Origin of the sequence: Gracilibacillus marinus, from assembly GCF_042651725.1 — a bacterium.
GTDB classification, from domain to species: domain Bacteria; phylum Bacillota; class Bacilli; order Bacillales; family Amphibacillaceae; genus Gracilibacillus; species Gracilibacillus marinus.
The window spans coordinates 361282-375316 of record NZ_JBHSDV010000003.1 but is presented as its reverse complement, the minus strand read 5'-3'; the positions used below and the strand labels follow the sequence as shown (position 1 = coordinate 375316).

The window sequence follows — 14035 nt, the reverse complement described above, 5'->3', positions numbered from 1 at the left end:
TTGCGAAGTTGCCTAGTTTCTGGGCGCTTACTAAAACATAACAAAAAAAGCCCGTAATTCTATTTAAAATAAAATTACAGACTTTCTATTTATAACAATTGATGTCGTTTAATTAATAGTATCTTCTCTACTAAGCACGAGATACATATTTACCGTCACTTGTACTAATCACAAGTACATCACCTTCATTGACGAAAAATGGTACTTGTACACTAAGTCCAGTTTCTAGTGTAGCTGGTTTTGTACCCCCACTAGCAGTGTCACCTTTTATTCCCGGCTCTGTTTCTGTCACAGTCAGTTCTACGTTATTTGGAAGTTCTACTCCAATTGTTTCACTTTGATATGTTAAAATATTTACTTCCATGTTTTCTTTAATATATTTTAGCTCATTTTCAATTTGACTTGTTGAAAGCTCTGTTTGTTCGTATGAGTGAGTATCCATAAATGTATGCACATCACCTGATGCGTATAAATACTGCATTTTTCTGTTTTCAATATGTGCACGATTTACTTTTTCACCACCGCGGAATGTTTTTTCTTGAATATTTCCATTTCTTAAATTACGTAGTTTTGAACGAACAAATGCCGCTCCTTTACCTGGTTTTACATGTTGAAATTCAAGAACCTGCCATATATCCCCATCTACTTCAATCGTTAGTCCTGTTTTAAATTCATTTACTGAAATCATATTCTTCCTCCTCTATTATGTATCGAAAACTATGCTACTGGAATTGTAATTAAATCCTTTGTTGAATTGGTTAATCGAGTGTTACCATCTAATGTAACCAATATGTCATCTTCAATGCGACAACCGCCAATTTCAGGTACATATATCCCCGGCTCTACTGTTACTATCATTCCTGGTTCTAACACTTCCGCTGATTTAAAAGATAATCCTGGCATTTCATGTACTTCTAATCCTAATCCATGACCAGTAGAATGACCAAAATATTGACCATATCCACAGCTATCTATATAATCTCTCGTCAGTGCATCAGCATTCTTTGCAGACAAACCGGGTTTGATTCCATCCACGCCTAGCTTTTGTGCATGTAACACTGTTTGATAAATAGAATGTAGCTCATCTGAAATTTGGCCAACAGCTACTGTTCTAGTAATATCCGAACAATATCCTTGATATAATGCTCCAAAATCCATTGTAACTAGTTCACCTGTTTGAATTTCTTTCTCTGATGCCACTCCATGTGGTAATGCAGAGCGATAACCAGAAGCAACAATTATATCAAAACTTGAAGACACAGCACCTAGTTTTCGCATGTAAAATTCTAATTCATTCGCAATGTCAATCTCTTTTACACCTGGTTTAATATAATTCAAGATGTGCTCAAACGTCTGATCAGCAATTTTACAAGCTTCCTTTAATATATTAATCTCATCTTCTGTTTTAATCAAGCGGATTTTTTCAATCATATTACCGATAGGAACAAATCCTGTCTCTAATTTCTGTTGGTAAGCAAGGTGTTCTTCATAAGAAATTGTCTTATTCTCGAAACCAACATTAGACAGCTCGTTTTCTTTTACAATGTTAGCAATAACATTTGGTATTGGTTCTTTATGTTCAATAATTAAAAAATCGTTTATTTGTTCTTTCGCTTGTGCAGTATAACGGAAATCTGTAACGAAATAAGCTTTGTCTAATGTAATAAAAGCAACACCTGCCGTCCCAGTAAAAGCCGTTAAATATCGTCGGTTGATGGGACTAGTGATTAATACGCCGTCTACATTTTGCTCTTTCATCGCTTCACGTAGAATATGTAATCGTGTCATTTTAGCATTCTCCCTTTTTTAACATCTATCAAAATAAAAAATTAATTCCTATTATTTAATAAATATGTCGCAGCTAATATATAACCTTCTATTCCTAATCCAACAATTTGACCCTTACATACAGGTGCAAGCATGGAATGATGTCTAAATGGCTCTCTAGCATGGACATTTGAAATATGAACTTCAATAACTGGCACATCAATGGAACTAATTGCATCTCTTATAGCGATACTTGTATGAGTGTATGCCCCTGGATTGAAAATAATCCCCATATAACCATCATTAGCTTCATGTATCCAATCAATCAACATGCCTTCATGATTTGATTGTTTGGCAATTAATGAAATACCACTGCCTTCAAGAAGCGTTTCAACTGAATTAATTACATCTTCTAATGTCTCATGCCCGTAAATCGATGGTTCTCTTTTTCCTAATCGATTCAAATTAGGTCCATTTAATAATAATATTTTTTTCATATTACACCGCCTTTATATTTTGGCATGTATCGGCACAACCGTATACTATATGTAATATCATATCATAGTTCATGATGTTTTTTCATCATGGAGCTGTTGGGCATAGGAAAATGAAACAGAATAGCTAATGAACACAGCATATAATATACAAATACAAAGAGTCGTCACAACAGTATCACTATTTAATTGATAAAAAATCGGAATATTAGGGAATAAAGGTTCAAATAAACCAAATAAGAGAAACCATATGCCTATACCAACTATAATACCAACCCACACACCTTGAATTTTTTTACCAAATAAATAATATAATAATGCGAACAAAATGGATATTATACTGATAATGAGTATAGATACAAACTGACCGATCCATTGATCTGTCCATTTTGCATCTAACCATGATCGTAGAACAAATGATTTCGGTGAAACTGTTGTAAAATTGAAGAAAGCTGTAAAACTTGCTACCATACTCCAGATTAACCCACCAAAAAATCCAATACTTATAACTTTCGGAATCATAATATGCCCAATATTTTCAGATTGTTTTTGTTTACGTCTCATTTCTATCACCTCTTGAATTAGAATATCCATTTTTGCATATTTTCATCCTATTTTAAAACAAAACTAGTCAATTCAGTAAAAATTTATTAAAATAGAAGTATAATCATTAAGTAAGCGGATTCAAAATATATTATAGTTTATTTTCTGTTAGAAAAGGCTTAAACACAAAATTATCGAAACTCATGGTAAAATATTATTTAATACTGTATAAATTCCATTTATTTTTGGGTATAACTAAATAAAGAGGCATGGATAAACATTTGACAACACATTGTTAAAGTAGTAATTGTAAATTGTACAACACAGAAAGGAGAGAGTAGTGATGAAAAACAATATCAGCACATATATCGTCTACGGTTTAATTGGGTTAGCCTTTATTGGGTTGATTGGCGCTATCTCGACAGATGCAATTGGATTAGTGAGAGGGCTATTATTTGCTGTTATTACTGGTTTTGTTATTTTTGGTATTTTCTATTTTTTCTTTGTAAAACAACGAACTACAGATGAACTTAAAAAATATAGAAAAGCAGTTAAACAATCCAAACAAAAATATCCTACTTCTTATCAGACTAGTAAAGCAAGTTTAAAACAAACGAAACAAAGTCATTCATTGAATAAGATAAATCACAGCAAAGAGCGTAGAGACGCTTCGCACTTACGCGTAATTGATGGCAATAAAAAAAGAAAGAACAGAGCGACTCTTTAAGCTCTGTTCTTTCTAAATGTTTTAAGATGTAACTTTGTTCGATTATATCCAGTAGCAATTAATTCTTTTTTCTTTTCGACTGATATATTAAAATCAGTACCACTAACATTATTTATAGGAAAAAATAAAATTTGGTTTGCTATATTTTTGCTAATGTATTTTTGATCTGAAGCTCTTCTCATCGTACCAATCATTGCTTTTAATAGATCCACCGAATTATCAATCCTCACATTTTTCGACAGAATAGATGGATCTGTCAATTGCATCCCTAATATCGGTCTTTTCTTATCTTGCTCAAAAATCCATAATGGAAAGTTACTTAATATCATGCCATCAACAATGACACTTATTTTCCTCGACAATAAATTAGAAAGTCTTGTAGGTCTGAAGAAGTAAGGAATCGAGACACTACTTCTTATCGCTCTGCTTATTGGAAAATAACTTGGTTCAATATGATAATTAGACTTTAGATCATCAGGAAATACAACCACTTTGTTTAAAGTAATGTCTGCAGCAATTATCTTTAGTCTATCTGATTCAATATCTCCAAATGAATGTATTCCCTTTTCTTCTAATAATGCTGCTACCCACTTTTCAAATCGTTTTCCTTTGTACAGTCCCATTGTACTAAATAATGTGATCCATTTTACAAAAGGGAAGTACTTTCCTATTGAAGATTGATCTAAGAACTGATCAACTTCTAAGGATAAAAAGATTTCTTCCAATTCATCTGATTGAAATCCTGCTACAATTAGACTCGCAAATAAAGCACCCGCAGATGTTCCTGCAACTCGTTCGAAAGAATAGCCCTCTTCTTCTAATGCTTTTAATGCACCAATAAAAACAAATGCTTTTATTCCACCACCAGAAAAAACACCATCTATTTTCATTTTGCGATCATTCCATTCTTTTAGAGCATACTTATATATATCCAGTATGCTAAAAAGATAGAACTATCGGTTATTTATCTACACTACTCTGTTCTTGTATTTTTTTTAAATCTTCTATTCTTGAGTCATCTTCTTTTAAATATTGAACCAAATCACCAATACGGTCAATGGAGTTCCAACTTAAATGATGTTCGATACCTTCCACATCTTGATAGATATTTTCTTCTTCTACTCCAATAATTTGTAGAAATTCCTCTAATAATTCATGTCTATACACTAATCGTTTTCCAACTTTTTTTCCTTTTGATGTTAAAATTAATCCTTGGTATTTTTCATAATGAATATATTCATCCTTGTCTAGTTTTTGGACCATTTTTGTCACAGATGATGGTTGAACATGAAGTGCTTCAGCAATAGCTGAAACTCTTGCATACCCCTTCGTTTCAATTAATAAATATATTTGTTCAATATAATCTTCCATTGTTGGTGTGGGCATATTGATACCTCCATTCCAATTGTTCGTAAATAAAAGCATACAATAGAATTGTAATACAGACAAGTATACATACTTCAACCTGAATTGCAGTCGAACAGTATATATATTAAAAATTATCTTATAGATACGATCTATTATATGACATACTATAAGCTTGTTTGGTTAAATATAGATTTATTACTTTATTTCAGCTAAATAAATGGTATAATTTTTTAAGTAGTATTTTTCAATATTGGGGGAAGTAGTATGACAGAATTGTACATCTTGTTAGGAATTGTAATTGCGTTCATCCTATTTGCTGTATATCGTTACTTAAAGCAAAAAAAGATTCTTACCACATTAAATGAAGAAGCTTTTCGTAATGGGTACAGAAAAGCGCAATTAATCGATGTAAGAGAACCGAAAGAATATGATGGTGGTCATATTTTGGGTGCTAGAAATATTCCACTTTCACAACTTAACCAAAGATTAACAGAACTAAGAAAAGACCAACCTGTTTATCTATATTGCCAAAGTGGGTCAAGGTCAATGAGGGCTGCACTTACACTAAACAAAAAAGGTTACCATCAGTTGTACCATTTAGAAGGTGGTTACAAAAAATGGTCAGGCAAAATTAAAAAGACGAAAAAAATTGAATATTAAAAAGAAAAAATAATCAGGACTTACCTGATTATTTTTTTTGTATCCGTATAAACTAGAAAGAAAGAATTTATTAGTTATCTAGCTCACACATATTTTGCTTGATTCCTTTCACTTAAAATAGTTATGTCAATTAGAAAATACTATCAAAATTAAGGTGGTTCATTATGCAAATTTCTATTAAAAAAGATATAGAATTTATGGATCAATTTAACCAAAATATACACGAACTTAATGATTTAGCCACATGGGAATTGTTTTTAAAAAGCTATCAAATTGCCGAAACATTAAAAGTACATTCCTTCGATACTTTAATTTCACTAAACTTTTTACCTCAAATGACATTTTTACCACATCAATTAGCATGTGCAGAAGATGTAGTTCAATCAATGAATGGGCGTGCATTACTTGCAGATGAAGTAGGTCTCGGTAAAACAATAGAAGCAGGACTCATACTAAAAGAATATTTAGTTAGGGGCTTAGTGCAAAAAGTATTAATTCTAGCACCTGCTTCTCTTGTCAATCAATGGGCAGTTGAATTAAATTCGAAATTTTACATACCTGCAATCACTGCTGGTAAACGTGTCGATTGGGAAAATTCAAATATTCTTATTACAACATTAGATTTAGCAAAGCGAGAACCGCATAGAAGTGTTATTTTAAACCAAACATATGATATGGTAATAGTAGATGAAGCACACAAATTAAAAAACCATCAGACCAAAAATTATCAATTCATACAAGAATTACAAAAGAAGTATTTTCTATTGTTGACAGCAACTCCTGTCCAGAATAAATTGACAGATCTATTTAATTTAATCAATTTATTAAAACCTGGTTATTTAGGTACATACGAGGATTTCCAGAGAAAATACAGGGATAAAAAAATCAAAGTAGAATCAGACGTATATTTGAAACAATTAATTAGTAAAGTGATGATTAGAAATAGACGAACAGATAGTGGTGTCGAGTGGACAGAAAGAAAAGTAGAAACAATTTGGGTTGATTTTACTTCAGAAGAATTAGATACATATCGAGAAGTAGAAAATGTGTGCAAACAATTAAACATCCCAACTTCTATTATGTTTAAACGTGAATTTTGTAGTTCTAGAGAAGCTTGCTATGTATCACTAAAGAAATGGGCTTCTCTTAAACCAGAAGAAACAAATATATCTTGTTTAGAAGATTTATTTGTTCAAATAGAATCATTACCCCACCATGCGAAAGCGGTAAAATTGTTAGAATTATTAAAAAGTAATGATGAAAAATTCATTGTTTTTACAGAATATAGAGCGACACAACTATATTTACAATGGTTACTTCATCAAAATGATATACCTGCAGTCATCTATCGTGGAGGATTTAAAAAAGGAAAAAGAGATTGGATGCGACAATTATTTCATGACAAAGCAAGAGTAATGATTGCAACAGAAGCTGCAGGAGAAGGAATAAACTTACAATTTTGTCACCATTTAATTAACTATGACCTTCCTTGGAACCCGATGCGTTTAGAACAACGAATTGGAAGAATACACAGGTATGGGCAAGCACACGATGTAAAAATATATAATTTTGCAATTAAACAAACTATGGAAGAACATGTAATGGAGCTATTGTACAACAAAATTAGCTTATTCGAGAATGTAATTGGGCAACTTGACCAAATTCTTCAAGAATTACACATTGACAATTTAGAGAAAGAATTGCAACAAATTTTCACAGAGTCTAAATCTAATGGAGAAACAATGGTGAAAATAAATAATTTAGCTGCTGTGATTCATTCCATGTCTAATACGGAAATTGGTGAGTCTGGATGAAAATAGAACATTTAAATACATTTATCATTGAATTTTTTGAAAGTCAAGGTTGTGAAGTTAAAGTAGTAGAAGAACATTTGATTGACATAAAATTGAATAAAGAACTAGATATAGCACTAATGAATCGCCCCTTCTACTGGCACTATATGGATAAATTAGGGAAACAAGGTGAGCCAATGTCGTTGTATTTATACACAGGCGACAAAAGAGAAGAATTAAATAGAGAATGGATTCATTTTGGCAGTCCTCGTTTGCATCAATTATTTAACTATATCCAAACAAAATCTAAAGTATCAATTCTATATGAACAGACAGACGGAAATAGCCAAACGGCTTTATATCCGTGGTTAATAATGAATTGTAAAATTAAAATTATTGGGAAACAAAGTAAAGATATTGTTGGTTCTTACGGATTACATCTTCTTAATGGAATGATGTGTCAAAACATGATGAAACAATTACAAGAAAGAACTTTACAACGGATAATGACAGATTATAGTTTTACTATATCACCAATTATTACACCTACAAGTGGTTTCCATCGATTGTTTCATTATATTGAAAATCAAATTATACAAGACGATTTAACATGGGCAACAAAATCACAAGACGCATATGACGAAGAAGTATCTCTAATTAACCATTTTTATGAGCAACAATCAGATATAGGAATAGAGTGGTATAATAACGAATTAGAGAAATTGGAAGAGAGACTAAAACCAAGAGTGGATGTATCAATAATCAATGCAGGAATCTTTTATCTAACAAATGATTTTCAACCTAGTTAAAAAGAAAAGGTTAATTTAGCTTTTATACTAAATTAACCTTTTCTTCGTTGTAAAAATAACCGAAATGCGAATGGCAAAACACCAAACCAATGACTCGATTGAGATCGTGTCTCTTTTTTTTCAGTTTTTATCTTTTTTCGTTCCGCTTTTGGTGTCTCCATATATTTGACAACCCTTTGCGTAACATACTTTACATATTCATCTTTTGCCAAGAATATCACACCCTTCTTTATTATTCTTGGCAAATTATTTCTTTCTATACATGAAACGATGCCTACAAATTACATTTGCGATAATATTTCTTTTACAATTGTAGTTGGATTTTTTCCATCTGTTTGAACAATTATATCGCTTACTTCTTTATATTTACTTACTCTTCTATCTAATAATGCTTTTTTATCTGTTGACTGATTATTCCAAAGCGGTCTTGCCACATCATCGATTAACCTTTTTTGTATTTCGTCCCACGATGTTTCTAAAAAAATAACAAGACCATTCTTTTTTAACCAATCTCTATTTTCTCCTCTTTCAATAATTCCCCCACCAGTTGCAATCACTGTATCTGTGACTGGTGTTTTTTTTAAAACTAACATTTCAAGTTCACGAAAAGAAGCTTCTCCCTCCTTAGAAAAAATCTGTGGGATTGTTTTCCCGCTTTCTTCTTCAATTAATTGGTCTGTATCTAACACTTGTATTTGTAATGCTTCTGCTAACTCTACGGCAACAGTTGTTTTTCCGCTTCCCATAAATCCAATTAAATATAATGACTGCATTCTAATTTCTCCTTAAAAAATTTTAAAAATATTGAAGGAATTTCTCTTTCGGTGTCGAATATAAGTAATTGTAGCATGTTTAAAAAAGGAGGTGAACTATTTCTTTGTCAGACGCACCCGTATTAGTCAAACAAATTCTCGAAGATGCTATTCATTCCATGGCAACAGATATTCACTTTTGCCTTGAAGAAAATCAAGTAAGTGTACATTTTCGTATTATTGGTATTCGTAAATTTCACAAATTTCTCACCATTGAACAATACAAAATTCTACTTTCTTACTATAAGTATACTGGAAAATTGGATATTGGTGAGACAAGAATACCACAGCAAGGAGCAGTTTCAATTAAAATTAGAAAAGGAGAATATGCATTACGTATTTCTACATTACCCTCAGCCAAATTAGAATCACTAGCCATTCGTATACTCCCACAAGAAGAAACTTTATCTATTCATGAGTTATTTCTATTTCGTATACAAACAAATCAAATTAAAAAATGGCTAGACGAGCGAAAAGGGATTATTTTATTTACTGGTCCAACAGGCTCTGGTAAAACCACATCATTATATGCATTAATTCAATCACTTAAAAGTGAGCATAATCTACAAATCATCACACTCGAAGATCCCATTGAAAAAAGACTGCATCAGACTATTCAAGTACCTATTAACCAACAGACTGGTTTAACGTATGACGCTGGCTTAAAAGCATCATTACGGCATGACCCAGACGTGATTATGGTTGGAGAAATAAGAGATCACGAAACCGCTAAATTTGTTGTTAAAGCTGCATATACAGGACACTTAGTATTATCTACCATACATGCTAACAATGCCATTGGGACAATCTATCGATTATTAGATATGGGCATTAAAAAAATTGATATTGAGCAAAATATTAAATTTATTGCTTCTGTACAACTACTCCCCATTCAAGTCGAAAAATATCCTAACAAACGAGCTGCCATATTAGAAATGCTAAATAATACACAAATCAGCCAAATTTTGCGAGACAATTCTATTCCTCTCACCAATTTCATTGAATTCAATCAATTAAGGAGAAAAGCATTTGCATATGGCTTTTTACACAATAAATTCATTTAAAAAAATGCAACTCACTAACTCTAAGATTCCATTAGAAAAGCAATACGCTTTTATTTATCGTTTAAAACAATTAATTGACCATCAATACAATTTACACGATGCGATGGCAATTATACAGTGGGACAAAGAGTTTGCAAAAGTATCAGACAGTATTATCCAACATCTTTTAAATGGTCATTCTTTAGCACAGAGCTTACATGTTGTTCAATTTGATTCAACAATTGTACAGTTTTTGACCATAGCAAGCCAACACGGAAATCTCTCACAAAATTTAAATGATTGCTGTCAACTATTAAAACAACAAATTGATTTCATTAAACGGTTTAAACAATTGTCTGTGTATCCACTTATACTTTTAACTGTTTTTCTAATTATTTTAGTCACATTAAAAGTATATATCTTTCCATCATTTCAATCATTAATTGGTACTTCTTCCGGTTCTGATTCTTCCTTTACGATTGCTTTAACTTTAATAGACGGATTTTTATATGGGATTATCACTATCATTCTCTTTTCCGTTATAGGTTATCTACTATTTAAAACAACACACCAATCGATCTCTATTCAAATAAAAATCAAGATACTAAATAGAATACCGATATTGTTTCCATATTTGCGCATGAGAATAACTTTCTTATTCGGTACGCATTTAACTTCATTATTACAGACCGGAATCCAATTAAATGACTGTTTTAAATTATTAGTAACGAGTAACATCAATCCATTTTTGTCTTATTACATTGTAAAGATTGATGAACATTTACGTCATGGTTATCGACTGGATACCATCCTCCCTACTATGTCGTTATTCGAATCGGAATTAACGAACATCATGCAAAAAGATTATAATTCACAACAATTACATCAAGAATTACATTTGTATGCAAATTTTTTATTGGCAAAAATGGAACAAGTCATGCAGAAATGGTTAAAAATAATCCATCCAATTTTCCTTTCTATTCTTGCTAGTTTAATTATCTTCGTTTACTTATCGTTAATGCTTCCGATGTTTGATTATTTAAATATTTTACAATAAAAAAAGTGAGGTTATAAAAATGGCAAAAAACGAAAAAGGATTTACTCTAATTGAAATGATTATCGTGCTTGCTGTAATTAGTATTCTAATGATTCTATTTATTCCAAACTTGGCATCAAAGAATGATGCGATACAAGAGCAAGGATGCGATGCGTTAATCACACTCGCCGAAAATCAATTAATTGCATATGAGCTTGAGAAAGGTGCACCAATAACAGCTGCTAGTGATTTAGTTACAGAAGATTATTTAAAAACAAAGGATTGTGCGAATGGAACCAAAGAATTAGTTTATCACGCTACTGGTGAAAAACCATTTACTGCAGAAGCAAAATAAATGAGATACGAACATGGATTCACCTTAATTGAATTACTATTAACGTTAAGTTCCATCACATTAATATTATCGATAAGTGGGGCCTTTACACTCAAGACTGTGGACCAAATCCAATTTAATAATTTCATCGAACAATGGAACCGTAACTTATTGTATTTACAACAAGCTAACATGACATCAACAGAAAAATATGCTATTTATTTTGACCAAACGAATAGAAGGTTCATCGTAAGAAATGGGTCACTTGGTGAGATTAAATTAGTGCAACAATATCCAAATAATTGGGAAATAGAAACAAACACATTAAAATTTCCTATTCTCACGTCAAACAGTGGTAATTTAAATAGTCCTGGAAAAATGAAAATCACCACATTGATAAGTAGATATTCCATTACATGTCCATTTGGGAAAAGTCGGTGTTACTATGAAAAAAACGTGTCATAAGGGTTTTTTATTAATGGAAGTTTTGGTATCCATGACAATATTTCTTTCTTCCATTCTCACGCTTATTCCAGTATTACATCAAATCCAATTAGAAAATAGAAAGTTAGAGGAAAGAACAATTGTTGCACAATATTTATATCAATCACTTCAGTTATATCCGAATTTTCATTTATTAGACAATTTAGAAACATCGAAAGGAGAGGTCATCCTCTCTTTTCACCCCAATCCAAAATATATAGAAGGATGTGCGGAATGGACGAATGTTAAAAATATACAAGAACAATTTTGTCTATACTTTACCAATTAGGAAAGAACATGGTTTTACAATGTTTGAACTCTTAATTGCATTATCTATCTTGAGTACATTACTTCTTTTAACAAATCAATTATTTCATACATTATTTACAGAGAACAAAAATAGCAACTATGAAGTCTTATTTTTCTACCAATTAATTGACTCTGAATTTATTGAGGCAATACATGTTTACACGGTAGATAATGTAGTTTATTTTGTTGATAAGCAATCTCGAACAGTAACTTACTCTAAATATAATACAAGTATAAGAAAACAAGTAAATGGAAAAGGCCATGAAGTCATGTTACAAAACATCGAACAATTCGATATTGAAGCATTGAGTGAGGATATTTACAAAATTCGTATCATTAGTGAGGAAAATCAATCGTATGAACAAATATTTCTATCGCCTTAAAACGGAACATGGCTTTATTTCCCCCTATATCTTGTTCGTTATTACGCTTTTAATCATTATTGTCTATCACCAACTCCACTTATATACACTCAATCAAGAAATTGTTGTTAAGCAATTGGAACAATACCGAATTCAAACAATGTATCGATCAGCAATTCACACTATCCATATTACTGAGGAAATAGAATTCAATAAAACAATGCCTTTACCAAATGGTAATATCTCAATAAATTATGTAGCAACTGAAGCAAATAAAACCATCTACTCCATCCAAATCATTACAAAAGAAGGCTCTCAAATCGAGAAAATTTACCATCTATACTCTCCATAAAGTATACATTCTAAAGTAAATGACAATAATATACGTATCTATTCAAAAAGCTTCGAACAATAATTTACTTTTTTGATATTGTCGTTTATAATAGTTTTGATACATAGTGTAAAAGAAGGAGGGGGAACAATGGATCGTGTATTTCGTATGCTTTCCTTTTGGACAGGAATATTTACTGTAATGTTTTACATTGGAGACATGTATGCAATGGCATTTTTATTTTTAGCACAAACTATTTTCTTTTTAGGTGTAGGATTCTTAAAATTGTCTGAAAGAATGTATATGTACTTATTTGCGGCTTATTGTACGGTATTCTTTGTAGGATTTACTTATTATACTAACTTCATTCTTGTTCCTGGTTTTGGTCATTAATCGTTGTAAAAGCGCTCTATTTAAAATATAGAGCGCTTTTATCATTTACACAAATGGATTAGATACTTTTTCATGTCCAATTGTTGTTGACATACCATGTCCAGGAAATACTGTATATTGGTTTGGTAATGTAAAAAGTTGGTTATGTATACTATCATATATCTGATCAAAACTTCCACCATGTAAATCTGTGCGTCCAATTCCTTCTTTAAACAAACAGTCACCAGCAAAAACTACTTCTTCCTTTTCAAAAATAAATGCAACACTACCTGGAGAATGCCCAGGAACAAATCTGCAATAAAAATGAAATGGTCCAATAGAGTAATTTTTCTCCATCAATTCATTTTCTGCTTTCTTACATGTAATTTTTGGAAACCCAAATTTACTAGAACCATTTAAATTGGGATCAATTAACCAATCTTGTTCCTCACTTTGAATATACACAGGGATTTGATATTTTTCTCTTATATCTTCAAGAGCTCCAATATGATCAAAATGCGCATGTGTTAACAAGATAGCTAGCGGTTTCGTTTGTTGTTCCTTTAATTTCTTCTCAATCACCGTTGATTCTGCAGAAGGATCAATAATAAGTGAGTGGTTATCTTTCGAAATGATATAACAATTTGTTTGTAAGGCTCCTAATGATAATTTTTCTATTTTCATGTAACATCCTCCTACGTTGATTTTATCTAATTATATGGACAAAAGTTCACTTTTGTTTTAGAATGAAAAAGTGAATAATAATACATATTATAACTTGATTCTTTATCA

General features: G+C 31.4%; 21 protein-coding genes. 12 read left to right on the top strand and 9 right to left on the bottom strand.

Annotation, left to right across the window (positions count from 1 at the left end; all coding sequences use genetic code 11):
- Positions 1-130 precede the first annotated feature (130 nt).
- The 4 genes from efp to ACFOZ1_RS12185 form a co-directional block, all read right to left on the bottom strand.
- A complete protein-coding gene (gene efp / locus ACFOZ1_RS12200; RefSeq protein ID WP_390199653.1) occupies positions 131-688 on the bottom strand; it encodes an elongation factor P in 558 nt (185 codons plus the stop codon).
- Positions 689-717: 29 nt separating this feature from the next.
- A complete protein-coding gene (locus tag ACFOZ1_RS12195; RefSeq protein WP_390199651.1) occupies positions 718-1788 on the bottom strand; it encodes a M24 family metallopeptidase in 1071 nt (356 codons plus the stop codon).
- A 41-nt stretch (positions 1789-1829) separates the two neighbouring features.
- Entirely contained in the window at positions 1830-2264 is a 435-nt protein-coding gene (aroQ, locus tag ACFOZ1_RS12190; RefSeq protein WP_390199650.1) for a type II 3-dehydroquinate dehydratase, read from the bottom strand.
- Positions 2265-2333: 69 nt separating this feature from the next.
- Positions 2334-2825: a YqhR family membrane protein gene (locus tag ACFOZ1_RS12185; protein ID WP_390199648.1), complete on the bottom strand. Its 492-nt coding sequence runs from the start codon at positions 2823-2825 to the stop codon at positions 2334-2336.
- A gap of 322 nt (positions 2826-3147) precedes the next feature.
- Here ACFOZ1_RS12185 and ACFOZ1_RS12180 point away from each other — a divergent pair, with 322 nt between their 5' ends.
- Entirely contained in the window at positions 3148-3531 is a 384-nt protein-coding gene (locus tag ACFOZ1_RS12180; RefSeq protein WP_390199647.1) for an SA1362 family protein, read from the top strand.
- Here the strand turns inward: ACFOZ1_RS12180 and ACFOZ1_RS12175 are convergent.
- Both ACFOZ1_RS12175 and mntR read right to left on the bottom strand, forming a co-directional pair.
- Complete coding sequence (locus ACFOZ1_RS12175; protein ID WP_390199645.1) at positions 3528-4421, bottom strand: patatin-like phospholipase family protein; 894 nt, start codon at positions 4419-4421, stop codon at positions 3528-3530. The two genes, ACFOZ1_RS12180 and ACFOZ1_RS12175, sit on opposite strands and share 4 nt — an antisense overlap.
- A gap of 70 nt (positions 4422-4491) precedes the next feature.
- Positions 4492-4917 (bottom strand): transcriptional regulator MntR, encoded by a 426-nt coding sequence (gene mntR / locus ACFOZ1_RS12170; RefSeq protein WP_390199643.1) that lies wholly within the window; start codon positions 4915-4917, stop codon positions 4492-4494.
- A gap of 246 nt (positions 4918-5163) precedes the next feature.
- On the opposite strand from mntR, the gene ACFOZ1_RS12165 reads away from it, so the two are divergent.
- The 3 genes from ACFOZ1_RS12165 to ACFOZ1_RS12155 all read left to right on the top strand — a co-directional run bounded on the left by ACFOZ1_RS12165 (position 5164) and on the right by ACFOZ1_RS12155 (position 8161).
- Positions 5164-5559, top strand: a complete 396-nt coding sequence (locus ACFOZ1_RS12165; RefSeq protein WP_390199641.1) for a rhodanese-like domain-containing protein — start codon at positions 5164-5166, stop codon at positions 5557-5559.
- A 164-nt stretch (positions 5560-5723) separates the two neighbouring features.
- On the top strand, positions 5724-7373 hold the full coding sequence (locus ACFOZ1_RS12160; RefSeq protein ID WP_390199639.1) for a DEAD/DEAH box helicase: 1650 nt from the start codon (positions 5724-5726) through the stop codon (positions 7371-7373).
- Entirely contained in the window at positions 7370-8161 is a 792-nt protein-coding gene (locus ACFOZ1_RS12155) for a YqhG family protein (protein WP_390199637.1), read from the top strand. The genes ACFOZ1_RS12160 and ACFOZ1_RS12155 overlap by 4 nt, the downstream gene beginning before the upstream one ends.
- A 32-nt stretch (positions 8162-8193) precedes the next feature.
- Here ACFOZ1_RS12155 and ACFOZ1_RS12150 read toward each other — a convergent pair whose 3' ends face one another.
- Complete coding sequence (locus tag ACFOZ1_RS12150; RefSeq protein WP_390199635.1) at positions 8194-8373, bottom strand: YqzE family protein; 180 nt, start codon at positions 8371-8373, stop codon at positions 8194-8196.
- A 69-nt stretch (positions 8374-8442) separates the two neighbouring features.
- Complete coding sequence (locus ACFOZ1_RS12145; RefSeq protein ID WP_390199633.1) at positions 8443-8934, bottom strand: shikimate kinase; 492 nt, start codon at positions 8932-8934, stop codon at positions 8443-8445.
- A gap of 104 nt (positions 8935-9038) precedes the next feature.
- On the opposite strand from ACFOZ1_RS12145, the gene comGA reads away from it, so the two are divergent.
- The 8 genes from comGA (at position 9039) to ACFOZ1_RS12105 (ending at position 13264) form a co-directional block, all read left to right on the top strand.
- Complete coding sequence (comGA, locus tag ACFOZ1_RS12140) at positions 9039-10037, top strand: competence type IV pilus ATPase ComGA (RefSeq protein ID WP_390199631.1); 999 nt, start codon at positions 9039-9041, stop codon at positions 10035-10037.
- A complete protein-coding gene (locus ACFOZ1_RS12135) occupies positions 10009-11073 on the top strand; it encodes a type II secretion system F family protein (protein ID WP_390199752.1) in 1065 nt (354 codons plus the stop codon). The genes comGA and ACFOZ1_RS12135 overlap by 29 nt, the downstream gene beginning before the upstream one ends.
- A 19-nt stretch (positions 11074-11092) precedes the next feature.
- A complete protein-coding gene (gene comGC, locus ACFOZ1_RS12130; RefSeq protein ID WP_390199629.1) occupies positions 11093-11407 on the top strand; it encodes a competence type IV pilus major pilin ComGC in 315 nt (104 codons plus the stop codon).
- Positions 11408-11851, top strand: coding sequence for a hypothetical protein (locus tag ACFOZ1_RS12125; RefSeq protein WP_390199627.1), 444 nt, complete (start codon positions 11408-11410; stop codon positions 11849-11851). It begins immediately after the preceding gene.
- Between the two features lie 13 nt (positions 11852-11864).
- Positions 11865-12158, top strand: a complete 294-nt coding sequence (locus ACFOZ1_RS12120; RefSeq protein WP_390199625.1) for a hypothetical protein — start codon at positions 11865-11867, stop codon at positions 12156-12158.
- Positions 12112-12561 (top strand): competence type IV pilus minor pilin ComGF, encoded by a 450-nt coding sequence (gene comGF / locus ACFOZ1_RS12115; RefSeq protein WP_390199623.1) that lies wholly within the window; start codon positions 12112-12114, stop codon positions 12559-12561. Before ACFOZ1_RS12120 ends, comGF begins: the two co-directional genes overlap by 47 nt.
- Positions 12536-12892, top strand: a complete 357-nt coding sequence (locus ACFOZ1_RS12110; protein WP_390199621.1) for a hypothetical protein — start codon at positions 12536-12538, stop codon at positions 12890-12892. Before comGF ends, ACFOZ1_RS12110 begins: the two co-directional genes overlap by 26 nt.
- Positions 12893-13021: 129 nt before the next feature.
- A complete protein-coding gene (locus ACFOZ1_RS12105) occupies positions 13022-13264 on the top strand; it encodes a DUF2626 domain-containing protein (RefSeq protein WP_390199619.1) in 243 nt (80 codons plus the stop codon).
- Positions 13265-13309: 45 nt separating this feature from the next.
- Here the strand turns inward: ACFOZ1_RS12105 and ACFOZ1_RS12100 are convergent, their stop codons facing one another.
- On the bottom strand, positions 13310-13927 hold the full coding sequence (locus ACFOZ1_RS12100) for an MBL fold metallo-hydrolase (protein ID WP_390199617.1): 618 nt from the start codon (positions 13925-13927) through the stop codon (positions 13310-13312).
- Positions 13928-14035 lie beyond the last annotated feature (108 nt).

Excerpts from the sequence above, each read along its gene's own strand:
- efp (WP_390199653.1), bottom strand. The coding sequence starts at position 688 with ATGATTTCAGTAAATGAATTTAAAACAGGACTAACGATTGAAGTAGAT.
- ACFOZ1_RS12195 (WP_390199651.1), bottom strand. The coding sequence starts at position 1,788 with ATGACACGATTACATATTCTACGTGAAGCGATGAAAGAGCAAAATGTA.
- aroQ (WP_390199650.1), bottom strand. The coding sequence starts at position 2,264 with ATGAAAAAAATATTATTATTAAATGGACCTAATTTGAATCGATTAGGA.
- ACFOZ1_RS12185 (WP_390199648.1), bottom strand. The coding sequence starts at position 2,825 with ATGAGACGTAAACAAAAACAATCTGAAAATATTGGGCATATTATGATT.
- ACFOZ1_RS12180 (WP_390199647.1), top strand. The coding sequence starts at position 3,148 with ATGAAAAACAATATCAGCACATATATCGTCTACGGTTTAATTGGGTTA.
- ACFOZ1_RS12175 (WP_390199645.1), bottom strand. The coding sequence starts at position 4,421 with ATGAAAATAGATGGTGTTTTTTCTGGTGGTGGAATAAAAGCATTTGTT.
- mntR (WP_390199643.1), bottom strand. The coding sequence starts at position 4,917 with ATGCCCACACCAACAATGGAAGATTATATTGAACAAATATATTTATTA.
- ACFOZ1_RS12165 (WP_390199641.1), top strand. The coding sequence starts at position 5,164 with ATGACAGAATTGTACATCTTGTTAGGAATTGTAATTGCGTTCATCCTA.
- ACFOZ1_RS12160 (WP_390199639.1), top strand. The coding sequence starts at position 5,724 with ATGCAAATTTCTATTAAAAAAGATATAGAATTTATGGATCAATTTAAC.
- ACFOZ1_RS12155 (WP_390199637.1), top strand. The coding sequence starts at position 7,370 with ATGAAAATAGAACATTTAAATACATTTATCATTGAATTTTTTGAAAGT.
- ACFOZ1_RS12145 (WP_390199633.1), bottom strand. The coding sequence starts at position 8,934 with ATGCAGTCATTATATTTAATTGGATTTATGGGAAGCGGAAAAACAACT.
- ACFOZ1_RS12135 (WP_390199752.1), top strand. The coding sequence starts at position 10,009 with ATGGCTTTTTACACAATAAATTCATTTAAAAAAATGCAACTCACTAAC.
- comGC (WP_390199629.1), top strand. The coding sequence starts at position 11,093 with ATGGCAAAAAACGAAAAAGGATTTACTCTAATTGAAATGATTATCGTG.
- ACFOZ1_RS12125 (WP_390199627.1), top strand. The coding sequence starts at position 11,408 with ATGAGATACGAACATGGATTCACCTTAATTGAATTACTATTAACGTTA.
- ACFOZ1_RS12120 (WP_390199625.1), top strand. The coding sequence starts at position 11,865 with ATGGAAGTTTTGGTATCCATGACAATATTTCTTTCTTCCATTCTCACG.
- comGF (WP_390199623.1), top strand. The coding sequence starts at position 12,112 with ATGTTAAAAATATACAAGAACAATTTTGTCTATACTTTACCAATTAGG.
- ACFOZ1_RS12110 (WP_390199621.1), top strand. The coding sequence starts at position 12,536 with ATGAACAAATATTTCTATCGCCTTAAAACGGAACATGGCTTTATTTCC.
- ACFOZ1_RS12105 (WP_390199619.1), top strand. The coding sequence starts at position 13,022 with ATGGATCGTGTATTTCGTATGCTTTCCTTTTGGACAGGAATATTTACT.
- ACFOZ1_RS12100 (WP_390199617.1), bottom strand. The coding sequence starts at position 13,927 with ATGAAAATAGAAAAATTATCATTAGGAGCCTTACAAACAAATTGTTAT.